A 23,810-nucleotide genomic window follows, 5' to 3' on the forward strand; every position below is an offset into this window, starting at 1 on the left:
GGTCAGCTTAAGCGATCCGATTCCCTGCCATTTTTCTCCGGGATACAGGTTTACGCAGATGAGCAAGACTTCTCTCGATAAGAGCAAGATCAAGTTCCTTCTTCTGGAAGGCGTCCACCCATCGGCTGTCGACGTTCTGAAAGCCGCCGGGTACACCAGCATTGAGTACATCACCAGTTCTCTGCCGGAAGCCCAGCTCAAGGAAAAGATCGCCGACGCGCACTTCATCGGCATTCGCTCCCGCACTCAGCTGACCGAAGAAATCTTCGATCACGCCAAGAAACTCGTGGCGGTCGGCTGTTTCTGCATCGGCACCAACCAGGTCGACCTCAACGCAGCGCGCGAGCGCGGCATCGCGGTGTTCAACGCACCGTACTCCAACACCCGTTCCGTGGCGGAGCTGGTGCTGGCCGAGGCGATCCTGCTGTTGCGCGGCATTCCTGAGAAGAACGCTTCCTGCCACCGTGGCGGCTGGATCAAGAGCGCAGCCAACTCCTTCGAAATCCGCGGCAAGAAGCTGGGCATCATCGGTTACGGCTCGATCGGTACTCAACTGTCGGTCCTGGCCGAAGGCCTGGGCATGCAGGTGTTCTTCTATGACACCCTGACCAAGCTGCCATTGGGCAACGCCACCCAAGTGGCCAGCCTGACCGAACTGCTGGGCATGTCCGACATCGTGACCCTGCACGTTCCGGAAACCGCTGAGACCCAGTGGATGATCGGCGAGAAGGAAATCCGCGCCATCAAGAAAGGCGGCATCCTGATCAACGCTGCACGCGGCACCGTGGTCGAGCTGGACGCCCTGGCCGACGCGATCAAGGACAAGCACCTGATCGGCGCCGCCATCGACGTGTTCCCGGTGGAGCCACGCTCCAACGACGACATCTTCGAAAGCCCGCTGCGTGGCCTGGACAACGTGATCCTGACCCCGCACATCGGCGGTTCCACTGCCGAAGCCCAAGCCAACATCGGCCTGGAAGTGTCGGAGAAGCTGGTCAAGTACAGCGACAACGGTACGTCGGTATCCTCGGTGAACTTCCCGGAAGTGGCCCTGCCGGCTCACCCTGGCAAGCACCGTCTGCTGCACATCCACCAGAACATCCCTGGCGTGATGATGGAGATCAACAAGGTCTTCGCGGAAAACGGCATCAACATCTCCGGTCAATTCCTGCAGACCAACGAAAAGGTCGGCTACGTGGTGATCGACGTCGACGCCGAGTACTCGGACCTGGCACAAGAGAAACTGCAGCACATCAACGGCACTATCCGTAGCCGCGTGTTGTTCTAAGGTTTCAACCGCACCATGAAAAAGGGAGCCCCTCGGGGCTCCCTTTTTTGCATCTGAACAAATCTTACTTGACGTTAACCGTGATCACTTTCGAGGCTACAGTGGGCTCGAACTGGCGGTGTACGTTGTCGCCGGCCACCAGTTGCAGCGTGTGTTTGCCCGGGGTCAGGGTCAGTTCGGTTTCGGTTTGTGCCTTGCCGAAGTGGATCGAGGTGGCATCGGCTGGAATGGCTTCGTCGGCTTTGAGCGACTGCACGTCCCGGTCGACCAACAGGTGATGGTGGCCGGCGCCTTGCACTTGCTTGTCGATCGGCTCCAGGTCCAGGCCCTTGACGCCGAATTTGACGGTAAAGGTCTTATCGACCGTCGCGCCGTCTTTGGGCGAGACGATAAACACCTCGGCACCCTTCGGTGCAGGGGTACGAGGCACATCGGCGGCATTGGCCAACATCGAGGCACCCAGCAACAGGCTGGCAATCGTTGCACGGGACAAAAGGGCTTTCATTCGCTTCTCCAGTTTTTCCAGGAAATCTGTAGGGTTGTGACAACTTCGCGACAAATTGCTGTCCAAGGCACTCAACACCATAGCAAAGCGATGCTGAACGGCGCCTCGCACATAAAAAATTCTCTAGGAGTGACCATGCGCTTTTCGCCTGGCCTGTTACTGTTGCTGCCCCTCATGAGCCCCTTGGCTCACGCCGAACTGGTCGATGATGTGTTTGACCGTGGCGAACTGCGCATCGCCCTTGAAGCCAACACCCCGCCGTTCAACTTCAAGGAAGGCGACAAACTCACCGGTTTTGAAGTGGAACTCGGCGAGCAACTGGCCAAGGAGATGGACGTGCGCCCTTCGTTTATCACCACCGACGACGCCGATTTACTGCCAGGCGTGGAAACCGGCAAGTACGACGTGGCCATCAACCATATCGCTATGACTGCCGCCTTGCAGGATCGGTTCGATTTCAGTGAGGCGTATCGCGAGAAGCCTGAGCTGGCGATCCCGTTCCAGAAGGGCAACCCGGCGTTCAAGGCAAGTTTGGATAGCGCGCTGCAGCGGGTGAAGGCGGATGGGCGGTTGAAGGCGTTGGCGCAGAAGTGGCTGGAGAACGAGCCGCCGGTAGTCCAGCCACATTGAACTAGACACTTTCTGAGAGATGGGCCAAGGCCGCTGCCGCCTCGGGCAACTCCAGCTCACTGAACACCTGCACCCCGTGCTGTCTGAGCAGCGCTGTCGTCACGCCTTCGCCGCTCACCTTCACACCCGAGAAGGTGCCGTCATATGTCAGCAAGTTTCCACAAGACGGGCTATTGGCCTTGAGCACGGCGATACGAATGCCATGCCGCTGCACCAACGCCAACGCCTGGCGAGCACCGTCGAGGAAGGCTTCGCTGAAATCTTCACCCTCAGCCGTCAACACCTGGGCTCGCCCTTCCCACACATCCACACCTTGCCCGCCGGGTATCTCGGCGGGCGGGCGCGGCGTGGGCAAGCCACCGGAGACTTCCGGGCAGATCGCCACCACCCGCCCTTCGGCCTGCCACGCCGCCAATTGATCGAACGGCCCACTGGCGCCACCGTCGTAGCGCACCTTGTGCCCGAGCAAACAGCGGCTGATCAGAATCTTTTCCATGCTTAAAACGGCTCGTTGCCGCGCCGGCGAAACCAACCGGTCAAGGACAGGCGTTCGCGCGTGGCGGGCAGCACTTCATGGGGCACTTCGCCAGACAGGAACACCACCAGGCTCCCCCCCGCAGGGTCCACGTCGTATTCGACACCGTCCTTGAGGTACATGCGCAACTGGCCGCCCTGCTCGGACAGCCAGGCCTCGTTCAAGTAGATCACCGCCGAGACCGTGCGCCGGTCATCGTCGCGAAAGCGGTCGAGGTGCTTGAGGTAAAACGCCCCCGGCGGATACATCGCGAAGTGGCTTTCGAAGTCTTCCAGGCCAAGGAACAGGCTGCGGTTCATCGCCAGACGCAGGCTGTCCATCAACGCCATGTAGGTATCGCAGACGGGCGAGTCACCCTCCTCCAGCCACTGGATATGGTCACCACGGATACCCTCACGGACCTCCTGGGTCGGACCACGTCCTACAGCCGCCGGTGCCAATTCACCTTCAGCCGCACGTTTACGGCACTCAGCCGCCAGTTCCAGGGTCAGAGCCTGGGGCACGAAGCCGTCCTGCCGCGACCAGCCCTTTTCAGCCAGGTCGTCGACAATACGTTGCAACAGCGGGTGATCGAGGGGTATTTGCATGGCGCGCATAGTATCCATACGCCTGTGAATCCGACAGAGCCGCCGAGCATCTGAATACACTTTAGTCAGGCGACTGATAGGACTTCTCGACAAATCCTACGCCCGACACGGACAATAGTGGCCGACTGACAGGAGTCCCTAATGCGTCGTTTGTTTTTATCCTTGCTGATGTTCTGCGTAATGCCCGCCTGGGCAGACGGCCATGACCAGTTGTACAAGGTCGCCGGCTGGGCCGAACAACGTGCGCATTTCAATGACGCCCTCAGTGCCGCCCAGCAACGCTACCGCAACAGCCTGCCGCCGGCGGTTTACCAAGCGCTGGTAGACAACAGCAATAAACGCTTCGCCGCCCAGGCCATGGACCAGCGTGCCGAGGCGCAGTTGCGCAAGAATTTGGCCGATCCGGCACCCGCGCTGGCGTTCTTCCAGTCGCCCTTGGGCCGCAAAATTGTGGCCGCCGAGTTGCTGGCCACGCGCCGCGACCAGTTGGCGAAAAATGCCCAGGGCCTGCCGAAAATCGAAGCCGACGCTACGCGTAGCCTGATCATTGGGCATTTGGCTCAAGCGTTGCCCGCCCGTGAAGCCGGTGCGGAAGTCAGCCTGGCGATTGCCGGCGTGGCGGCCGACAGCCTGAGCCAGATGATTCCCGGCCTGCTCGGCGGTGGTCAGGCGCAAGGCATGCTGAATGGCCAGCGTGAGCGGTTGATGCAGCAGATTGGCAATGATCTGAACAATACGTTGCTGTACGTCTATCGGGATTTGTCTGACCCGGAGCTGGAAGAATTCGCCACGTTTGCCGAATCACCAGAGGGTAAGGCGTATTACCAGGCGGCGCTGGCGGCGATTCGCGCAGGGCTTGCTGTGGGCCAAAGTACTTCAAGCCTGACGCAGTAATCAGTGTGGAATGGGCTTATGTGGGAGCGGGCTTGCTCGCGAAAGCGGCGGCTCAGTCAAAACATCTGTGACTGACATACCGTATTCGCGAGCAAGCCCGCTCCCACATTTTGAACGGTGTTACTTCAGTTGGTCCGTGAGGAAACTGAAGTACTCCTGGCGAATCTCCGCAATCTCATTCGCCAAGTGATGCCTGCCCCGCGCCAGCATCAATATCTCCGGCTGATCGAACTTGCCCCGCAGCACCTGCAAATTGTGCCGCCAGTCCACCGTCATATCTTCCTCGCCTTGCACAATCACCGGCCGTCGTGAGCTACGCGGGGCGGCTTCGATGCGCTTGATCCAGCGGGCCAACGCGCCCACCCACGCTGTCGGCAGTTGCCGTGGTTGCAGCGGGTCGGCTTCGAGGAACGGCTTGAACGCGGGGTCGTTGGTGTTATCGCTGAACCGCCGCGCGATGCCTTTGACGAACGGCCGCAGCAGGTAATAACTGACCTGCGACCAGCCCCACGCACGCGGTCGCACCAATGGCGACAACAGGAACGTCTTACCCTGGGCCGGGCTGTCGGCGCCATGGTTGAGCAAGTGATCCACCACCACCGCACCGCCGGTGCTTTGCCCGAACAGGTGCCACGGCTGCGGCAATTGCAGCGTCAGGGCCTCGGCAAATAGCGCCTGCAGCACCTGCTGGTACACCGCAAAATCATCAATGCTCGCCCGCTCGCCGCTGGACAGGCCGTGGCCCGGCAAATCGCAGGCAATCACCACAAAGCCCTGCTCCAACGCCCACTTCACCACGTGGCGATACAGCCCCATGTGGTCGTAGAAGCCGTGATACATGAACATCGTCGCCACAGGCTGGGCCGGCCACCACACTTGCGCAACAACCTCGAACCCAGCCACCTCGAAACGCCCCAGGCGACTGACGGCCTGATCGAGCCCGTAGAAACGCTGGTAGACCCGCGCCTCGGCGCTGAGCGGTTGCGCGTCCACCAGGGGCCGCAAGCTTTCGCGCAGATGATCGGGGTCAAAGGTGACGGGCATAAAGGCTTCCAGACTGGCGGCGCAGATGAATATCGAGCTGCGATATTCATCTGTCAGGACAAGCATGGCAAGCTACGCGACCTTCGAGGATACATCTGAATGCGACCGTCCTACCGTTCCGCCCTGTTCGCCAGCCTGCTCCTGGTCATCTGCGCCGGTGTGCTGTGGGCGGCGTATGACTGGTTCCAGGGCCGCTATCTGCGCGCTTTCAGCGAACACACGGCGGTGTTTTCCGGCGATCCGTTGACACTGCCTGCCGACCTCGCCGGCCCCGGCCCGATCCGCCTGGTGCATTTCTGGGACCCGGCCTGCCCGTGCAACGTCGGCAACCAGCAACACCTGGGCGAGCTGATCGAGCGCTACGCGCCCCAGGGCGTCGAGTTCTACGCCCTGCAAAAACCCGGCAGCCACGGCCAACTGCCGGAAAACCTGCGCCAGATGAAAATCCTCAACGCCCTGCCCGGCGCCGACCAGGTGCCCGCCAGCCCCGCCGTGGGCATCTGGGATCGCAGCGGCAAGCTCGCGTATTTCGGGCCCTACAGCGAAGGGCTGACGTGCAACTCCAGCAACAGTTTTATCGAGCCGATCCTCATGGCACTGGAGAGCGGACGCGAAGTGAATGCCACGCACACCCTGGCGGTGGGCTGCTATTGTTCGTGGCCTAAGGATCAGTAGTCCGTCCCCCATTCTTGCCAAGGAAAGTTCATGAAGCGCGTCTTGCAGGTTCTCGCGGTTCTGCTGGTGTTGGTCGCCCTCGGCGCAGGCCTGTACATCTACAGCAAGCAACCGACCCGCCAGGGCACGGTGATGCTGAGCAACCTGCAAGGCTCGGTCACGGTGCGCTACGACGACCGTGGCGTGCCGCATATCCGCGCCGAAAACGAGACCGATCTGTACCGCGCCCTGGGCTATGTCCATGCCCAGGACCGGCTGTTCCAGATGGAAATCATGCGGCGCCTGGCCCGCGGCGAACTGGCCGAAGTGCTCGGGCCCAAGGTGCTGGAGACCGACAAGCTGTTCCGCAGCCTGCGCATTCGCGAGCGTGCCACCACCTATGTGGCGCAGTTGGACCATGAGTCCGCACACTGGAAAGCCCTGCAAGCCTATCTGGACGGCATCAATCAGTATCAGGACAGCCACGCCAGCCCGGTGGAGTTCGACGTGCTGGGCATCCCCAAGCGCGCGTTTACCGCCGAGGACACCATCAGCGTCGCCGGGTACATGGCCTACAGCTTTGCCGCCGCGTTTCGTACCGAACCTTTGTTGACTTACGTACGCGACCAGCTGGGCAGCGACTACCTGAAAGTCTTCGACCTCGACTGGCAACCCAAGGGTGCCCTCAACCTCGCCGCCAGCGATTGGCAAACCCTCGGCGCCCTTGCCTCCCTGAGCGAGCAGGCACTGGCCGACAACGGCTTGCCGCAATTCGAAGGCAGCAACGCCTGGGCTATCAGCGGCAACCGTACCAAGAGCGGCAAGCCGTTGCTGGCGGGCGACCCGCATATCCGCTTCTCGGTGCCGTCGGTGTGGTACGAGGCGCAGCTGTCGGCGCCGGGCTTTGAGCTGTATGGCTATCACAACGCGCTGGTGCCGGTGGCGTTCCTGGGGCACAACCTGGACTTCGGCTGGAGCCTGACCATGTTCCAGAACGATGACCTCGACCTGATCGCCGAGAAGGTCAACCCGGACAACCCCAACCAGGTCTGGTACCACGACCAATGGGTCGACATGACCCGCACCGAGCAACAGATCAAGGTCAAGGGCCAGGCGCCGGTCAGCCTCACCCTGCGCCAATCGCCCCACGGGCCGATCATCAATGACGTGCTCGGGGAAAATGCCGGCAAGACGCCGATTGCCATGTGGTGGGCATTCCTCGACACGCAGAACCCGATCCTCGAAGGTTTCTACCAGCTCAACCGTGCCGACACCCTGGCCAAGGCCCGCGCGGCGGCGGCCAAGGTGTCGGCGCCGGGTTTGAACATCGTCTGGGCCAACGCCAAGGGCGATATTGGCTGGTGGGCCTCGGCCCAGCTGCCGATCCGCCCGGCCGGGGTCAACGCCGGGTTTATCCTCGACGGCAGCACAGCCCAGGCTGACAAGCTGGGCTTCTACCCCTTCAGCGCCAACCCCCAGGAAGAAAACCCGGCACGCGGTTACGTGGTGTCGGCCAATGCCCAGCCGGTCTCGCCCACCGGCATGGAGATCCCGGGCTATTACAACCTCGCTGATCGCGGCCAGCAGTTGAATGCGCAATTGAGCGACAAGAGCGTGAAATGGGACGTGAACAACAGCCAGGCCCTGCAACTGGGCACCACCACCGCCTTCGGCCCGCGCCTGCTGGCGCCGCTATTGCCGGTGCTGCGCGAGGTGGTCAAGGACCCGGCGCAGCTGCCACTGCTGGAGCAACTGGCCAGCTGGAAAGGCGACTACCCGCTGGACTCCACCAGCGCCACGCTGTTCAACCAGTTCCTGTTCAACCTCGCCGACGCGGCGTTCCACCCCAAGCTCGGCGACGGCATGTTCAAGACCCTGCTCGGCACCCGTGTGATCGACGCCGCGCTGCCGCGTCTGGCCGCATCGGCGGATTCACCCTGGTGGAATGGCCAGCGTACCGAGACCGTCAAGCGCGCCTGGGACAACAGCCTCGCGCACCTCAAGGTCACCTTGGGCGATGACCCGAGCCAGTGGCAATGGGGCAAGGCCCACACCCTGACCCACGGCCATCCGCTGGGTCTGCAGAAGCCGTTGGACAGCGTGTTCAACGTCGGCCCATTCCCGGCGCCGGGCACCCATGAAGTGCCGAACAACCAGTCCGCCGCTATCGGCCCGGCGCCATGGCCGGTGACCTATGGCCCATCTACCCGACGCCTGATCGACTTTGCCGACGTAGCCCACGCCCTGACCATCAACCCGGTGGGACAAAGCGGGGTGCCTTTTGATCGGCATTATTGGGATCAGGCGGAGACTTATATCGAGGGTGGCTACGAACAGGCGCATTTCACCGATGAAGAAGTCACGGCCAATACCCGTGGCACGTTGAAACTGCTGCCAGCCCGATAACGACTTGGAATCCGGTCAAAATGTGGGAGCGGGCTTGCTCGCGAATGCGGTGGATCAGTAGAAACATCTGTAACTGACACACCGTATTCGCGAGCAAGCCCACTCCCACAAAAGCCAGCTCCCACAGTGGGTCCGAGTACTGCTTCAGATCGGTGCGGCAAAGTTGAGCCGGAACTGTTGTGGTGTCACGCCCAACCGGCGGTTGAACACACTGCGCATATGCTGGGCATCACGAAAGCCACACCGATAAGCCACGGTCTTGAGCGGCGCGTGGCTGCTTTCAAGCATCACCCGCGCCGCATCCACCCTTGCCCGCTCGACAAACTCCGCCGGGGTGATCCGCGCTTCACGGGCAAACACCCGGGAGAAGTTGCGCGCACTCATATTGGCCGCCTTGGCCAGGTCGGCGATGCCCAGGTCACCAGTCAGGTTGGCCAGCACGTAGAGCTGCACCAACGCCACCGCCGAGGTGGTTTCGGCGTGGGGCGTCAGGAACGGACTGAACTGCGACTGCCCGCCCGCTCGCTGGGTGAACACCACCAATCGCTTGGCCACGCTCAGCGCGACTTCCGGGCCGTGGTCCCGGGCCAGCAAATACAGCGACAAGTCGATGCCCGCCGTAACCCCGGCCGAGGTGTAGAGATTGCCGTCCTGCACGTAGAGACGGTCGGCTTCGACCCTGGCCGACGGGCACAGGCGCGCCAGGTCGGCGGCGTCATTCCAGTGGGTGGTGACGGTTTTGCCCTCCAGCAACCCGGCGCGAGCCAGCATGAACGCGCCGTTGCAGATCGAACCGAAGCGCTGGGCACGGGCGGCGGCGGCGCGCAGCCAGGCGTCGAACCCGGCGCCGAAATCTTCGAAAGGCAACCGTGGGCCGCCAGCGACCAACAAGAGGTCATAGGGCTCAAGGGCTTCGCTGTAATGCCGATGGGCCTGCAATGACAAGCCATTGGAGGCGGTCATGTTGCCGTGGCCGAGGCCGATGACGTCCAACTGGTAGTGGTCCTGGGTTGGCAGGAAGCGGTTGGCCTCGCAGAACACGTCCATCGGACCGCTCACGTCCAGTGACTGGACGCCGGGGAAGATCAGGATGGCGACGGTTTTGCTCATGAACAGGCACACCTTCTCTAACTGGATAAACACAGCCCCCTGTGGGAGCTGGCTTGCCTGCGATGCAGACACCTCGGTGCAGCAGGTATACCGAGGTGATGCTATCGCAGGCAAGCCAGCTCCCACATTGGACTGTGTACACCCTTGGCATGAAGTGGCGGCACATTGGCCGGGATCGCGCCCTCGCGGCGATGGCTCCGCCAGGGGCGCGCGATCAGACTGGAATTCTTCCCACAGGAGAACCACCATGACCACCATCGCCGGCATCCCGATCCCCGACAGCGCCCTCGCCAAGGCCACCACCGAATACATCCGCGACGTCGAATCCGACCTGCTCTACCACCACTCGCGCCGGGTGTTTTTGTTTGGCGCCTTGAGCGGTGAGCGCAAGAGACTGGCCTACAACCCGGAGTTGTTGTACGTGGGCGCGATGTTCCACGACCTGGGCCTGGTGGCCGGCCATCGCAGTGACAACGAACGTTTTGAAGTGGACGGCGCCAACGCGGCGGCAGCTTTCCTCAAGCCCTATGGCCTGAGCGAGGACGACATCGAACAGGTGTGGCTGTCCATCGCCCTGCACACCACCCCGGGCGTACCGCAACATCTGCGCCCGACCGTCGCGCTGGTGACTGCCGGCGTCGAGATGGACGTGCTGGGCATGGACTACGCCGCCTTCAGCGACACCCAGCGCGAAGCGGTGGTGCATGCGCATCCACGCGGTGAAGGGTTCAAGGAGTGCATCATCTGCGCGTTCGCCGACGGCTTGCGCCATCGTCCGCAGACCACGTTTGGCAACGTGAAGACCGATGTGCTGGTGGATCAGGAGCCGGGGTTCAGGCCGATGAATTTTGTCGAGGTGATTCGCAAATCCCCTTGGGCCGCATAATCGCTGCCTTGAAATGCAATCAAATGTGAGAGCGGGCTTGCTCGCGAAGGCGGAGTGTCAGTCACCAGATTTACCGACTGATCCACCGCATTCGCGAGCAAGCCCGCTCCCACATTTTGACCCCCGTTCCGACCTTTAGACCGGTGCGGGTGCTCTACGCTTGTCCGGCTGCTGCCAGCCATCCGCCGCCGCTTCTTCGATCGCTTGCTGGATGGCCTTCTTGCGCATCTCTTCGGCACGACGGCTGAAGAACCACACCAGGAAGGTCACCAGCGACACCGCCAACAGAATCAGGCTGGCCACGGCGTTGATCTCGGGTTTGACCCCAAGACGCACCGCCGAGAACACTTCCATCGGCAAGGTGGTCGAACCCGGCCCCGACACGAAGCTGGCAAGTACCAGGTCGTCGAGGGACAGCGCGAACGACATCATGCCGCCCGCCGCCAACGACGGCGCGATCATCGGGATGGTGATCAGGAAGAACACCTTCCACGGCCGCGCGCCCAGGTCCATCGCCGCTTCTTCGATCGACAGGTCCAGCTCACGCAAGCGTGCCGACACCACCACCGCCACATACGCCGCACAGAACGTCGTGTGGGCGATCCAGATGGTGACAATGCCGCGCTCCTGGGGCCAGCCGATCATCTGCGCCATCGCCACGAACAGCAGCAACAGCGACAGACCGGTGATCACTTCCGGCATCACCAGCGGCGCGGTCACCAGGCCGCCGAACAGCGTGCGGCCCTTGAAGTGGCTGATACGGGTCAGCACGAATGCCGCCAACGTGCCCAGCGCCACGGCGGCCACCGCCGTGTAGCAGGCGATTTCCAGGGAACGCGCCACCGAGCCCATCAACTGGGTGTTGTCCAAAAGGCCCACGTACCACTTGATCGACCAACCGCCCCACACCGTCACCAGTTTGGATTCGTTGAACGAGTAGATCACCAGGATCAGCATCGGCAGGTAGATGAACAACAACCCCGCCACCAGCATAAAGCTGGAGAAACTGAAGCGCTTCATATCTTGCCCTCCATCTCTTTGGCTTGGCTGCGGTTGAACAGGATGATCGGTACGATCAGGATCGCCAGCATCACCACCGCCAGGGCGGAGGCCACCGGCCAGTCACGGTTGTTGAAGAATTCTTGCCACAGCACTTTACCGATCATCAGGGTTTCCGGGCCACCGAGCAGTTCCGGGATCACGAACTCGCCCACTACCGGGATAAACACCAGCATGCAGCCGGCGATGATGCCGTTCTTGGACAGCGGCACGGTGATCTTCCAGAAACTGTTGAAGGTACTCGAACCCAGGTCGGATGCGGCTTCCAGCAGGCTCTGGTCGTGTTTCACCAGGTTGGCGTACAGCGGCAGGATCATGAACGGCAGGTACGAATAGACCACGCCGATATACACCGCGATGTTGGTGTTGAGGATCTGCAACGGTTCGTTGATCAGCCCGATGGACATCAAAAAACCGTTGAGCAAGCCGTTGTTGCTGAGGATGCCCATCCACGCATACACGCGGATCAGGATCGCGGTCCAGGTCGGCATCATGATCAGCAGCACCAGCACGGTCTGCATCTCTTTGCGCGCACTGGCAATGGCGTAGGCCATCGGGTAGCCGATCAGCAGACACAGCAGCGTGCTGAAGAACGCCATTTTCAGCGAACCCAGGTACGCGGCGATGTACAGCTCGTCGTCGCCGAGCATCGCGTAGTTGGCCAGGTTCAGCACCAACTGCAGTTTCTGCTCAACAAAGGTGTAGATCTCGGTGTAAGGCGGGATCGCCACGTCGGCTTCGGCAAAGCTGATCTTCAGGACGATGAAGAACGGCAGCATGAAGAACAGGAACAGCCACAGGAAGGGAATACCAATGACCGCATGCCGGCCACTGGGGGTTATTCGTTGCAGGCGGCGCTTGAGCTTCTTCATGTTCATGAGCGCAGTACCACGCCGCTGTCGTCTTCCCACCACACGTAGACCTGGTCACCCCAGGTCGGACGCTGCCCACGGCGTTCGGCGTTGGCGACGAACGACTGCACCAGCTTGCCGCTCGGCAGTTCCACGTAGAACACCGAGTGGCCGCCGAGGTAGGCGATGTCGTGCACCTTGCCGCTGGACCAGTTGTGCTCGCAGGTCGGCATTTCGGAGGTGACCAGCAGCTTTTCCGGACGGATGGCGTAGGTCACCGACTTGTCTTCCACCGCCGTGGCGATGCCGTAGCCCACGTAGATGTCGCGGTCCAGGTCCGGGCACTTGAGCACCGCGTGGCCTTCGGCGTCATCGACCACCTGGGTTTCGAAGATGTTGACGTTGCCGATGAACTCGCACACCAGGCGGCTGGTTGGCGTCTCGTAGATGTCGATCGGGCTGCCGATCTGGGCGATCCAGCCCAGGTGCATGATCGCGATGCGCTCGGCCATGGTCATGGCTTCTTCCTGGTCGTGGGTCACCATCACGCAGGTCACGCCAACGCGTTCGATGATTTCCACCAGTTCCAGCTGCATCTGCGAGCGCAGTTTCTTGTCGAGGGCGCCCATGGGCTCGTCGAGCAGCAGCAGTTTCGGGCGCTTGGCCAGGGAACGGGCCAGGGCCACACGCTGGCGCTGGCCACCGGACAGCTGGTGCGGCTTGCGCTTGGCGTACTGGCTCATCTGCACCAGCTTGAGCATCTCGGCCACGCGGGCGTCGATCTCGGCCTTGGGGATCTTGTCCTGTTGCAGGCCGAACGCGATGTTCTGCGCCACGGTCATGTGCGGGAACAAGGCGTAGGACTGGAACATCATGTTGATCGGCCGCTCGTAGGGCGGCATGTCGGTGATGTCCACACCGTCGAGGTAGATGCGACCTTCAGTCGGGCGCTCGAAACCTGCGAGCATGCGCAGCAAGGTGGACTTGCCCGAACCCGAACCGCCGAGCAGGGCGAAGATCTCGCCTTTCTTGATTTCCAGGGACACATCGTCCACGGCAATCGTCTCGTCGAACTTCTTCGTGACCCGGTCGATTTTGACCAGCACCTTCTTCGGTGTCTGGTCCCCTTCGAGGGCTTTCTTATAGGCGCCGGAGGCAACTGCCATTTACGAAACTCCCAAAAAAAAACGGTGCTGTTCGCTCTGTGCAAGCGAACCCTGGATAGTTTGAGCCTTACTTGCCCGTCTTGACCTTGGTCCAGATACGGGTCATTACACGCTGCACTTTCGGGGGTAGCTCGAAGTTGACGAACGTCCTGTCGAGAACCGCCTGCGGTGGGTAAACCGCTTCGTCGGTGCGTATCGATTGCTTCATCAGTTTGTCCGCCCCCGGATTAGGGTTGGCATAACCGACGTAATCACTGACCTGAGCGATCACCTCAGGTTGCAGCAAATAGTTGATGAAGGCGTGGGCCTCTTTGACGTTGGTGGCATCCTTGGGGATCGCCAGCACGTCAAACCACAGGTTGCCGCCTTCTTTCGGAATCGCGTAGGCGATGTTCACGCCTTTGCCCGCCTCGGCCGCACGGGCCCTGGCCTGGAACACATCGCCAGAGAAACCGGCGGCCACACAGATGTTGCCGTTGGCCAGGTCGGAGATGTATTTGGAAGAGTGGAAGTAGGTCACGTAGGGCCGCACTTTAAGCAGCTTTTCCTCGGCCTTCTTGTAGTCGTCCGGGTTGGTGCTGTTCGGGTCCAGGCCCATGTAGTTGAGCACCGCCGGCAGCATTTCATCCGCCGAATCCATGAACGATACGCCGCACGTGGCGAGCTTCTTCATGTTCTGCGGTTCGAACAGCACCGCCCAGGAGTCGATCTTGTCGATGCCCAGCACTTGCTTGACCTTATCGACGTTGTAACCAATGCCGTTGGTGCCCCACAGGTACGGCACCGCGTATTGGTTGCCCGGGTCGTTCTTTTCCAGGCGCTTGAGCAGCATCGGATCGAGGTTGGCGTAGTTGCTCAACTGCGACTTGTCGATCTTCTGGAATGCGCCCGCCTTGATCTGCTTGCCCAGGAAGTGGTTGGACGGCACGACCACGTCGTAGCCGGTACGCCCGGCCAGCAACTTGCCTTCCAGGGTTTCGTTGGAATCAAACACGTCATACACGGGCTTGATGCCGCTGGCTTGTTCGAAGTTGGCCAGGGTGTCGGTGCCGATGTAGTCCGACCAGTTATAAATATGCACCGTCGATGCGGCCTGCACGCTCAACGTCAGCGTGATACCTGCACCCACCAGCATGGCTTTGCGAAATAAAGAAATTGGCAAGTGGAGGTCCTCTTAAATAGTTGGGCCTTGAAGTTGTTGCCCGGCAACAAAACCGGCGCGCAACTTACCCTCGATAAACCGATCCGGCAAAACTTTCTGTCATTTAATTTGTGGGAGGGGGCTCACTGCTTGGCCTCCTCCCACAGGTTTCAAGGCTTACTTGCCGGACTTGATCTTGGTCCAGCTGCGTGTCATCTCACGCTGAGTAGCGGCTGGCAGGTCGGCAATCGCGTAGAGCTTGGCTTGCACGTCCGCTGGCGGGTAGATGCCCGGGTCGCTGGTGATGTCTTTATCGACCAGGGCGGTAGCTTTCTCGTTACCGTTCGGGAAACGCACGCTGTTGGTGATCGCCGCCATGACTTCCGGCTTGAGCAGGTAGTTCATGAACTTGTAGGCGGCGTCGACGTTTTCGGCATCTTTAGGGATGGCGACCATGTCGAAGAAGCTGCCAGCGCCTTCTTTCGGAATGTCGTAGGCCACCTTGACCTTGCCACCGGCTTCAGCCGCGCGGGACTTGGCCTGTTGGATGTCACCCGAGTAGCCCACGGCCACGCAGATGTTGCCGTTGGCCAGGTCGGAAATGTACTTGGACGAGTGGAAGTAGCCGATCGAAGGACGGATCTTGAGGAACAGGTCTTCGGCTTGCTTGAGGTCTGGCTTCTTCTGGCTGTCGGTCGGCAGACCGAGGTAATGCAGGGCGATTGGCAACATTTCGGTTGGCGAATCGAGGAAGCTCACGCCGCAGCTCTTGAGCTTGGCGATGTTTTCAGGCTTGAGCAGCACGTCCCACGAATCGATCTTGTCCACGCCCAGCGCAGCCTTGACCTTCTCCGGGTTGTAGCCGATGCCGATCGAGCCCCACATGTACGGGAAGGCATGCTTGTTGTCCGGGTCGCTGACCGACACGGCTTTAAGCAGGGATTTGTTCAGGTTGTCGTAGTTCACCAGTTTGGACTTGTCCAGTTCCTGGTAGACACCGGCCTTGATCTGCTTGGCGAGGAAGTTGTTCGACGGTACGACGATGTCATAACCGGACTTGCCTGCCAGCAACTTGGCTTCCAGGGTTTCGTTACTGTCGAAAACGTCATACACCACTTTGATGCCCGACTCTTTCTCAAAGTTGGCGATGGTGTCCGGTGCAATGTAGTCGGACCAGTTGTAGACGTGCAGGACTTTATCGTCCGCCTGGGCCGCGCCCGCCATTGCGCCCATCAGGGACAAGGCGAGGAGGGTCTTGCCAGCGTTCTTCAAACCTAATGCCTTCATTTGGTGATGCTCCAATTTTTCTTTTTTGGGCCACGTTCTTACAAGGTTTTGCGACCCTTCCAAAGGGCGACAAAACAGGGCGACAGTCTGGCAAGTTCAGAGGCCGGCTTTCAACCAAAGCCTCATCTATAACTGCTCAGCACGCAGCGCTCGAAAGCCTGCGTGCTGAGCCTAGCACTTAGCCCTGCAATGCCGCCAAAGTCAGGTCCAGGCAATGGCGAGCCTTGGTCACCAGCTCGTCGATCTCTGCCTTGCTGATCACCAGCGGCGGCGAAATGATCATGGTGTCGCCCACGGCGCGCATGATCAGGCCATTCTCGAAGCAGAACGTGCGGCAGATCATGCCCACACCCTTGCCTTCGTAGCGTTTGCGCGTGGCCTTGTCTTGCACCAGCTCAATCGCACCGAGCATGCCCACACCGCGAACTTCACCCACCAACGGGTGATCTGCCAGTTCCCTCAGACGTTTCTGCAAATACGGTGCCGTTTCCTCGTGCACGCGGCTGACGATTTTTTCATCGCGCATGATGCGGATGTTTTCCAGGGCCACCGCCGCTGCCACCGGGTGGCCGGAGTAGGTGAAACCGTGGTTGAAATCGCCGCCTTCGTTGAGCACGTCCACCACTTCATCGCGCACGATCAAGCCGCCCATGGGGATGTAACCCGAGGTCAGGCCCTTGGCGATGGTCATCATGTGTGGTTTCAGGCCGTAGAAATCGCTACCGAACCACTCACCGGTACGGCCGAAACCGCAGATCACTTCGTCGGCCACAAACAGGATGTCGTACTTGGCGAGGATTTCCTTGATGCGCGGCCAGTAGGTCTCAGGCGGCACGATCACGCCGCCGGCGCCCTGGATCGGCTCGGCAATAAAGGCGCCCACGTTGTCCACGCCCAGTTCCAGGATCTTCTCTTCCAACTGGTTGGCGGCCCACACACCGAACTCTTCCGGGCTCATGTCGCCGCCTTCGCCAAACCAGTACGGTTGGGCGATATGGACGATACCCGGGATCGGCAAGTCGCCCTGCTCGTGCATATAGGTCATGCCGCCCAGGCTGGCGCCGGCTACGGTGGAACCGTGGTAGCCATTCTTGCGGCTGATGATGGTTTTTTTGTTCGGCTGGCCCTTGATCGCCCAGTAGTGGCGGACCATGCGCAACATGGTGTCGTTGCCTTCGGAGCCGGAACCCGTGAAGAACACGTGGTTCATGCCGGCGGGCGCGATGTCGGAAATGGCCTTCGCCAGTTCCAGCACCGGCGGGTGAGCGGTCTGGAAGAACAGGTTGTAGTACGGCAGTTCTTTCATCTGCTTGGCGGCGGCGTCAGCCAGTTCATCGCGACCGTATCCGATCGCCACGCACCACAGGCCGGCCATGCCGTCGAGGATCTTGTTGCCTTCGCTGTCCCACAGGTAAACGCCGTGGGCTTTGGTGATGATCCGTGGGCCTTTCTCTTTCAATTGCTTGAAGTCACTGAACGGCGCCAAGTGATGCTCACTGCTCAAGGCTTGCCATTCACGGGTTTGCGGGTTGTTGCTGGACATACCAATCTCCTAGACTTTTCAGTGAAGGGCGCGCGGGTTACCCCGTGCGCCCGGCGCATCAGACGGCGAAGAGCAGGAATTCCCGCTCCCACGAACTGATCACGCGCTTGAAGTTTTCATGCTCGGCCCGCTTGACCGCGACGTAGCCTGTGATGAATTTCTGACCCAGGTATTTCTCGATGGTCTTGCTGTTTTCCATGCGCTCCAGGGCGTCTTCGATGGTCAACGGCAAGCGCAGGTTGCGTCGCTCGTAACCACGGCCGACCACAGGTGCGCTCGGGTTATGGCCTTCGACCATGCCGATGTAGCCGCACAGCAGGCTGGCGGCAATCGCCAGGTACGGGTTGGCGTCGGCGCCCGGCAGGCGGTTTTCCACACGACGGTTCTGCGGGCCGGCATCCGGTACGCGCAGGCCGACGGTGCGGTTTTCTTCACCCCATTCCACGTTGACCGGCGCCGACGTGTCGGGCAGGAAGCGGCGGAACGAGTTCACGTTGGGGGCGAACAGCGGCAGTAATTCGGGGATGAATTTCTGCAGGCCGCCAATGTGGTTGAGGAACAGCTGGCTCATGGTCCCGTCTTCATTGGAGAAGACGTTCTTGCCAGTGGCGATGTCGATGATGCTCTGGTGCAGGTGCATCGCACTGCCGGGCTCGCCGGTCATGGGCTTGGCCATGAAGGTGGCGGCCACGTCGTGCTTGAGTGCGGCTTCACGCATGGTGCGCTTGAACACCAGGATCTGGTCGGCCAGGGACAGCGCGTCGCCGTGACGGAAGTTGATTTCCATCTGCGCGGTGCCGTCTTCGTGGATCAGGGTGTCGAGGTCCAGTTCCTGCAGTTCGCACCAGTCGTAGACGTCTTCGAACAACGGGTCGAATTCGTTGGCCGCTTCTATAGAGAAGGACTGGCGACCGGTCTCTGGGCGACCGGAACGGCCGATCGGCGGTTGCAGCGGGAAGTCGGGGTCTTCGCAGCGCTTGGTCAGGTAGAACTCCATTTCCGGTGCCACGATGGGCTGCCAGCCTTTGTCGGCGTAGAGCTGGAGGACTTTCTTGAGCACGTTGCGCGGCGACAGCTCGATCGGGTTGCCTTGCTTGTCGTAGGTGTCGTGAATCACCTGCGCGGTCGGCTCGATGGCCCAGGGCACCAGGTAGACGGCGTTCTGGTCGGGGCGGCAGATCATGTCGATGTCGGCCGGGTCGAGCAATTCGTAATAGATGTCGTCTTCGACATAGTCGCCGGTCACGGTCTGCAACAAAACACTCTCGGGCAGGCGCATGCCTTTTTCGGCGATGAACTTGTTGGTCGGCGAGATCTTGCCCCGGGTGATGCCGGTCAGGTCGCCAATCATGCATTCGACTTCTGTGATCTTGTGGTCTTTCAACCAATCGGTGAGCTGGTCGAGGTTGTTACTCATAAATGCCTCTGGGCTGGGTTTCCTGGCATCCATTAAAGGCCAGGCGTTGGTTGACGCAGCATCCGCGTCGTCTTTTCGTTCCGGATAGGAGCTTACCTGCCATTTGTGGTGGTGTTGCATTCCTAAAGCAAAAGCCGTGCAGAATCATGAGCGGCACCTTGGCAGGCGCGCTTCTTGAGACAGGCATTGGAGTCGCGAGGCGGTAAAGACGCAGGCGGTTGAACCGTCAAGAATATTGACCGGAACCCCCACACGGGCAAAGGAAGAATGAGCGATGGAACTGGCCTGCCTGAAGCAGGCAGAGACGCCGGTTGGAGACAGGCGACGCATGAAACACCCCGGTATTATTGCTGTTATGGGTTTGAATCGAGCTTAGCCTTGTTCATTTTTTTACACAACTCCCCCGTAAAAAATACAACACGGCCCGCTCAAGCCCGCGAGTCCCACACCATTCAAAGCGGAAAAATCGCCCCAAAAAGCCCCAAAAAAGCTATTGCAGCGCTTTTTTAGGGCAAAAAAGGCCTCGCTTGACTTCGGCATGCCGTTCGGGTTGACTGAAACCAGAAAAGATCAATGATTGATATTTTTAACAACAAAGGTGTTGCATCATGTCGGTACCCCCGCGTGCCGTTCAGCTTAACGAAGCGAACGCGTTCCTTAAGGATCATCCTGAGGTTCTGTACGTAGACCTTCTAATTGCGGATATGAATGGTGTGGTGCGCGGCAAGCGCATCGAACGCACCAGCCTCCACAAGGTTTACGAGAAGGGCATTAACCTGCCTGCCTCTTTATTTGCCCTGGATATCAACGGCTCGACGGTGGAAAGCACCGGCCTGGGCCTGGACATCGGTGATGCTGACCGAATCTGTTATCCGATCCCCGACACCCTGTGCAATGAGCCCTGGCAAAAGCGCCCAACCGCGCAACTGCTGATGACCATGCACGAACTCGAAGGTGAACCTTTCTTCGCCGACCCGCGCGAAGTGCTCCGCCAAGTTGTAAGCAAATTCGACGACCTCGGTCTGACCATCTGCGCCGCCTTCGAGCTTGAGTTCTACCTGATCGACCAGGAGAACGTGAACGGCCGCCCACAACCGCCCCGCTCGCCGATCTCCGGCAAACGCCCGCACTCGACACAGGTCTACCTGATCGACGACCTCGACGAATACGTCGACTGCCTCCAGGACATCCTGGAAGGTGCCAAGGAGCAAGGCATCCCGGCCGACGCCATCGTCAAGGAAAGTGCCCCGGCGCAGTTCGAAGTGAACCTGCACCACGTCGCCGACCCGATCAAGGCATGCGACTACGCGGTACTGCTCAAGCGCCTGATCAAGAACATCGCCTACGACCATGAAATGGACACCACCTTCATGGCCAAGCCTTACCCAGGCCAGGCAGGCAACGGGCTGCACGTGCACATCTCCATTCTGGACAAGGACGGCAAGAACATCTTTGCCAGCGAGGATCCCGAGCAGAACGCCGCATTGCGTCACGCAATCGGCGGTGTGCTGGAGACCCTGCCCGCCCAAATGGCGTTCCTGTGCCCCAACGTCAACTCCTACCGTCGTTTCGGCGCACAGTTCTATGTGCCGAACTCGCCGTGCTGGGGCCTGGACAACCGCACCGTGGCGATTCGCGTACCGACCGGCTCGTCCGACGCCGTACGTATCGAACACCGCGTGGCCGGCGCCGACGCCAACCCGTACCTGCTGATGGCCTCGGTCCTGGCAGGCGTGCACCACGGTCTGACCAACAAGATCGAACCGGGCGCACCAGTGGAAGGCAACAGCTACGAGCAAAACGAGCAGAGCCTGCCGAACAACCTGCGTGATGCCCTGCGCGAGCTGGACGACAGCGAGGTGATGGCCAAGTACATCGATCCTAAATACATCGATATCTTCGTCGCCTGTAAGGAAAGTGAGCTGGAGGAGTTTGAGCACTCCATCTCCGACCTTGAGTACAACTGGTACCTGCATACCGTCTAATCGGCGGCTGCATAAAAAGAACGCCACAGGCTTTTGGTCTGTGGCGTTTTTTTATGGGTTTAATTCGGGAAACCGAGGTGGCCTCATCGCAGGCAAGCCAGCTCCCACAGTTGACTGCATTCCAAAGCTGGAACTCGGGCAACTGTGGGAGCTGGCTTGCCTGCGATGGCGGCCTTGAAGACAACACAGTTTCCTGCTCATACAATGCCCGCTGCCTTGTAGGAGACTTCCATGCCCCCCCGCCCCGCCGCCCCTCGCAAACCCCGCGCCCGTAGCCAGGCCCGGATCGACGCGATCCTCGACGCCGCCCGCACCTTGCTGGCCGCCGAAGGGGTGGCCGGTTTGTCGATCTATAGCGTGGCCGAGCGCGCGCAGATCCCGCCATCGTCGGTGTACCACTTTTTCGCCAGCGTACCGGCACTGCTGGAAGCGTTGACAGCGGATGTGCACGCGGCCTTCCGTGCAGCAATCCAGGCGCCCATCGAGCATGAATCACTCAAGCACTGGCGGGACCTGTCCTACATCGTTGAACAGCGCATGCTGACCATCTATGAGCACGACGCCGCCGCACGCCAGTTGATCCTGGCGCAGCACGGGCTGACCGAAGTGACCCAGGCCGACCGTCAGCATGACTTGGAATTGGGCGACTTGATGCTCGCGGTGTTCAACCGCCACTTCGAAGTGCCGACCTTGCCCAAAGACGTGGATGTGTTTGCGCTGGCACTGGAACTGAGCGACCGCGTGTATGCACGCTCGATGCATCAGCATGGGCTGATCACGCCGCGCATGGCGGAGGAAGGGATGCGGGTGTTTGATGCGTATGTAGGGCTGTATTTGCCGGCCTACCTGCCCAAGCGTTGAGTCTTGTGGTGGTTGGGCGGGCCCCTTCGCAGGCAAGCCAGCTCCCACATTTGACGGTGTTTGCAAATCAAAATGGGGGAGCTGGCTTGCCTGCGATGGCGGCCTCAGGAACGCTGCCAATCACAACTTGGCAATCGACACCTCAGTCGACTTAACAAAGGCAATCACCTCACTGCCAATCACCAGTTCCAGCTCCTTGACCGAGCGGGTGGTGATCACGGAAGTGACGATGCCGGACGCGGTCTGCACGTCGATTTCCGACAGCACGTCGCCTACGACGATTTCCTTGATGGTGCCTTTGAACTGGTTGCGCACGTTGATGGCTTTAATAGTCATGGAGTTCTCTCTTCGTGGGACGCGTGAGTTATTGAGCCCAACGCAATTGCGTAGGCAGCGGTGAAACAGGTTCGGGTTCCGGCGGCGTGCCGGGCAGCGACAGCACACGGTTGAGCACTTCGGCTTCCAGCGCCGCCAGGCGATGGGAACCCCGGGCGCGCGGGCGTGGCAGGTCGACGATCAGGTCCAGGCCGATTTCGCCGTCTTCGATCAAAATCACCCGGTCGGCAATCGCCACGGCTTCGCTCACGTCGTGGGTCACCAACAACACGGTAAAGCCGTGCTTGCGCCAGAGGTTTTCGATCAGTTGCTGCATCTCGATACGGGTCAGTGCATCCAGTGCGCCCAACGGTTCGTCGAGCAGCAACAGGCGCGGCTGGTGGATCAAGGCGCGCGCCAGGGCCACCCGTTGTTTCTGGCCGCCGGACAGGGCCGCCGGCCATTCATTCGCACGCTCGGCCAGGCCGACCGCTTCCAGGGCTTCCAACGCTTTGGGGCGCCAGTTGCCCTTGAGGCCCAGGCCCACGTTGTCGATGATCTTTTTCCACGGCAGCAGGCGTGCTTCCTGGAACATCAGCCGCGTGTCTTCAATCGCCTCGCTCAACGGCGCGGAACCAGCCAACAGCTCACCGCTGCTGGCCTTGTCCAGGCCGGCGAGCAGGCGCAGCAGGGTACTTTTTCCGCAACCGCTGCGACCGACCACCGCTACGAATTGACCGGCCGGAATATGCAGGTCGATGTCCTTGAGCACTTCCCGCGCACCAAAGGCCTTGCGCAGCTTGCGCACAGCCAGCGGGATCCCCTTGAGCAGGCGCGGAGGTTGTTGAGCAGTCATGCCGCACCTCCTTTATTTACTTGATACGCCGGATGCCAGCGCAGCCACACACGCTCCAGGCCACGCGCCGCGAGGTCGGCGAGCTTGCCGAGGATCGCGTACATCACGATGGCCAGCACCACCACGTCGGTTTGCAGGAACTCCCGGGCGTTCATTGCCAGATAGCCGATGCCCGAGCTGGCGGAGATAGTTTCCGCCACGATCAACGTCAGCCACATAAAGCCCAGGGCAAAGCGCACCCCCACCAGGATCGAAGGCAGCGCACCCGGCAGGATCACCTGACGGAACAGGCTGAACCCGGACAAGCCATAGCTGCGCGACATTTCCACCAGCGCCGGGTCGACGTTGCGGATGCCGTGGTAGGTGTTCAGGTAGATCGGGAACAGCGTGCCGAGGGCGACCAGGAAAATCTTCGCGGTCTCGTCGATACCGAACCACAGGATCACCAGTGGGATCAGCGCCAGGTGCGGCACGTTGCGGATCATTTGCACCGAGCTGTCTAGCAGGCGCTCGCCCCACTGCGACAGGCCGGTGATAAAGCCCAGGGCCAAACCGATGCCGCCACCGATCACAAACCCCAGGCCCGCACGCCAGCCACTGATGGCCAGGTGCGTCCAGATTTCGCCGCTGGCCACCAAGTGGACACCAGCTGCGATCACTGCGCTCGGCGCCGGCAGAATGCGCGTCGACAACCAACCGGCCGACACCGACAGCTGCCATATCGCCAGCAACAGGATCGGCAGCACCCAGGGCGCCACGCGATGGCTCAATTTTTCATAGTTCATGGGCC

At 60.6% G+C, this 23,810-nt stretch carries 23 protein-coding genes; 8 read left to right on the forward strand and 15 right to left on the reverse strand.

Annotated elements, in window-relative coordinates; all coding sequences use genetic code 11:
* Nucleotides 1–58: 58 nt before the first annotated feature.
* Nucleotides 59–1,288 carry a phosphoglycerate dehydrogenase gene (gene serA / locus LIY36_RS01415; RefSeq protein ID WP_192297888.1) on the forward strand — a complete coding sequence of 410 codons (1,230 nt, stop codon included), beginning with the start codon at nt 59–61 and terminating at the stop codon, nt 1,286–1,288.
* 64 nt (nt 1,289–1,352) lie between these two features.
* On the opposite strand, the gene LIY36_RS01420 is transcribed toward serA, so the two are convergent.
* On the reverse strand, nt 1,353–1,793 hold the full coding sequence (locus LIY36_RS01420; RefSeq protein ID WP_192297889.1) for a DUF4399 domain-containing protein: 441 nt from the start codon (nt 1,791–1,793) through the stop codon (nt 1,353–1,355).
* A gap of 135 nt (nt 1,794–1,928) precedes the next feature.
* Between LIY36_RS01420 and LIY36_RS01425 the strand changes: the two genes are divergently transcribed.
* Complete coding sequence (locus LIY36_RS01425) at nt 1,929–2,423, forward strand: transporter substrate-binding domain-containing protein (RefSeq protein ID WP_226454598.1); 495 nt, start codon at nt 1,929–1,931, stop codon at nt 2,421–2,423.
* A 1-nt stretch (nt 2,424) separates the two neighbouring features.
* On the opposite strand, the gene LIY36_RS01430 is transcribed toward LIY36_RS01425, so the two are convergent.
* Together LIY36_RS01430 and LIY36_RS01435 are read right to left on the reverse strand one after the other, a co-directional pair.
* Nucleotides 2,425–2,919: a DUF523 domain-containing protein gene (locus LIY36_RS01430; protein ID WP_226454599.1), complete on the reverse strand. Its 495-nt coding sequence runs from the start codon at nt 2,917–2,919 to the stop codon at nt 2,425–2,427.
* A 2-nt stretch (nt 2,920–2,921) separates the two neighbouring features.
* Complete coding sequence (locus LIY36_RS01435) at nt 2,922–3,554, reverse strand: 2OG-Fe(II) oxygenase (RefSeq protein ID WP_192298236.1); 633 nt, start codon at nt 3,552–3,554, stop codon at nt 2,922–2,924.
* Nucleotides 3,555–3,686: 132 nt separating this feature from the next.
* On the opposite strand from LIY36_RS01435, the gene LIY36_RS01440 reads away from it, so the two are divergent.
* The gene (locus LIY36_RS01440) at nt 3,687–4,439 is read left to right on the forward strand and encodes a DUF2059 domain-containing protein (RefSeq protein ID WP_192297892.1); all 753 of its coding nucleotides are present in this window, start codon (nt 3,687–3,689) and stop codon (nt 4,437–4,439) included.
* A gap of 120 nt (nt 4,440–4,559) precedes the next feature.
* Here the strand turns inward: LIY36_RS01440 and LIY36_RS01445 are convergent, their stop codons facing one another.
* On the reverse strand, nt 4,560–5,483 hold the full coding sequence (locus tag LIY36_RS01445) for an alpha/beta hydrolase (protein ID WP_226454600.1): 924 nt from the start codon (nt 5,481–5,483) through the stop codon (nt 4,560–4,562).
* A gap of 99 nt (nt 5,484–5,582) precedes the next feature.
* Here LIY36_RS01445 and LIY36_RS01450 point away from each other — a divergent pair, with 99 nt between their 5' ends.
* Nucleotides 5,583–6,158 carry a DUF6436 domain-containing protein gene (locus tag LIY36_RS01450; protein ID WP_226454601.1) on the forward strand — a complete coding sequence of 192 codons (576 nt, stop codon included), beginning with the start codon at nt 5,583–5,585 and terminating at the stop codon, nt 6,156–6,158.
* Nucleotides 6,159–6,188: 30 nt separating this feature from the next.
* The gene (locus tag LIY36_RS01455) at nt 6,189–8,543 is read left to right on the forward strand and encodes a penicillin acylase family protein (protein ID WP_226454602.1); all 2,355 of its coding nucleotides are present in this window, start codon (nt 6,189–6,191) and stop codon (nt 8,541–8,543) included.
* 144 nt (nt 8,544–8,687) lie between these two features.
* Here the strand turns inward: LIY36_RS01455 and LIY36_RS01460 are convergent, their stop codons facing one another.
* Nucleotides 8,688–9,653 carry a GlxA family transcriptional regulator gene (locus tag LIY36_RS01460; RefSeq protein WP_226454603.1) on the reverse strand — a complete coding sequence of 322 codons (966 nt, stop codon included), beginning with the start codon at nt 9,651–9,653 and terminating at the stop codon, nt 8,688–8,690.
* A gap of 247 nt (nt 9,654–9,900) precedes the next feature.
* Between LIY36_RS01460 and LIY36_RS01465 the strand changes: the two genes are divergently transcribed.
* Nucleotides 9,901–10,539, forward strand: a complete 639-nt coding sequence (locus tag LIY36_RS01465; RefSeq protein ID WP_226454604.1) for an HD domain-containing protein — start codon at nt 9,901–9,903, stop codon at nt 10,537–10,539.
* 135 nt (nt 10,540–10,674) lie between these two features.
* On the opposite strand, the gene LIY36_RS01470 is transcribed toward LIY36_RS01465, so the two are convergent.
* The 7 genes from LIY36_RS01470 to LIY36_RS01500 form a co-directional block, all read right to left on the reverse strand.
* A complete protein-coding gene (locus tag LIY36_RS01470) occupies nt 10,675–11,559 on the reverse strand; it encodes an ABC transporter permease subunit (protein ID WP_056860728.1) in 885 nt (294 codons plus the stop codon).
* Nucleotides 11,556–12,476: an ABC transporter permease subunit gene (locus tag LIY36_RS01475; protein WP_065902286.1), complete on the reverse strand. Its 921-nt coding sequence runs from the start codon at nt 12,474–12,476 to the stop codon at nt 11,556–11,558. The genes LIY36_RS01470 and LIY36_RS01475 overlap by 4 nt, the downstream gene beginning before the upstream one ends.
* Nucleotides 12,473–13,615: an ABC transporter ATP-binding protein gene (locus tag LIY36_RS01480; RefSeq protein WP_192297897.1), complete on the reverse strand. Its 1,143-nt coding sequence runs from the start codon at nt 13,613–13,615 to the stop codon at nt 12,473–12,475. The genes LIY36_RS01475 and LIY36_RS01480 overlap by 4 nt, the downstream gene beginning before the upstream one ends.
* 67 nt (nt 13,616–13,682) lie before the next feature.
* Complete coding sequence (locus LIY36_RS01485) at nt 13,683–14,777, reverse strand: polyamine ABC transporter substrate-binding protein (RefSeq protein WP_329959595.1); 1,095 nt, start codon at nt 14,775–14,777, stop codon at nt 13,683–13,685.
* Between the two features lie 156 nt (nt 14,778–14,933).
* Complete coding sequence (locus LIY36_RS01490; protein ID WP_192298238.1) at nt 14,934–16,028, reverse strand: polyamine ABC transporter substrate-binding protein; 1,095 nt, start codon at nt 16,026–16,028, stop codon at nt 14,934–14,936.
* Between the two features lie 193 nt (nt 16,029–16,221).
* Nucleotides 16,222–17,586: an aspartate aminotransferase family protein gene (locus LIY36_RS01495; protein ID WP_192297899.1), complete on the reverse strand. Its 1,365-nt coding sequence runs from the start codon at nt 17,584–17,586 to the stop codon at nt 16,222–16,224.
* A 58-nt stretch (nt 17,587–17,644) separates the two neighbouring features.
* Nucleotides 17,645–19,003 carry a glutamine synthetase family protein gene (locus tag LIY36_RS01500; RefSeq protein WP_226454605.1) on the reverse strand — a complete coding sequence of 453 codons (1,359 nt, stop codon included), beginning with the start codon at nt 19,001–19,003 and terminating at the stop codon, nt 17,645–17,647.
* Nucleotides 19,004–19,611: 608 nt separating this feature from the next.
* Between LIY36_RS01500 and LIY36_RS01505 the strand changes: the two genes are divergently transcribed.
* Together LIY36_RS01505 and LIY36_RS01510 are read left to right on the forward strand one after the other, a co-directional pair.
* The gene (locus LIY36_RS01505) at nt 19,612–20,988 is read left to right on the forward strand and encodes a glutamine synthetase family protein (protein WP_003213894.1); all 1,377 of its coding nucleotides are present in this window, start codon (nt 19,612–19,614) and stop codon (nt 20,986–20,988) included.
* A 231-nt stretch (nt 20,989–21,219) separates the two neighbouring features.
* Nucleotides 21,220–21,849 (forward strand): TetR/AcrR family transcriptional regulator, encoded by a 630-nt coding sequence (locus LIY36_RS01510; protein ID WP_226454606.1) that lies wholly within the window; start codon nt 21,220–21,222, stop codon nt 21,847–21,849.
* A gap of 120 nt (nt 21,850–21,969) precedes the next feature.
* Here LIY36_RS01510 and LIY36_RS01515 read toward each other — a convergent pair whose 3' ends face one another.
* The 3 genes from LIY36_RS01515 to ssuC are packed head-to-tail and all read right to left on the reverse strand — an operon-like array spanning nt 21,970 to nt 23,805.
* Nucleotides 21,970–22,185: a TOBE domain-containing protein gene (locus tag LIY36_RS01515; RefSeq protein ID WP_003176783.1), complete on the reverse strand. Its 216-nt coding sequence runs from the start codon at nt 22,183–22,185 to the stop codon at nt 21,970–21,972.
* 28 nt (nt 22,186–22,213) lie between these two features.
* Nucleotides 22,214–23,020, reverse strand: coding sequence for an aliphatic sulfonates ABC transporter ATP-binding protein (gene ssuB, locus LIY36_RS01520; protein WP_192297902.1), 807 nt, complete (start codon nt 23,018–23,020; stop codon nt 22,214–22,216).
* Nucleotides 23,017–23,805, reverse strand: a complete 789-nt coding sequence (ssuC, locus tag LIY36_RS01525; RefSeq protein ID WP_192297903.1) for an aliphatic sulfonate ABC transporter permease SsuC — start codon at nt 23,803–23,805, stop codon at nt 23,017–23,019. Before ssuC ends, ssuB begins: the two co-directional genes overlap by 4 nt.
* Nucleotides 23,806–23,810 lie beyond the last annotated feature (5 nt).

It is taken from the genome of Pseudomonas sp. AF03-9, from assembly GCF_020515815.1.
In the GTDB taxonomy this organism is placed as follows: domain Bacteria; phylum Pseudomonadota; class Gammaproteobacteria; order Pseudomonadales; family Pseudomonadaceae; genus Aquipseudomonas.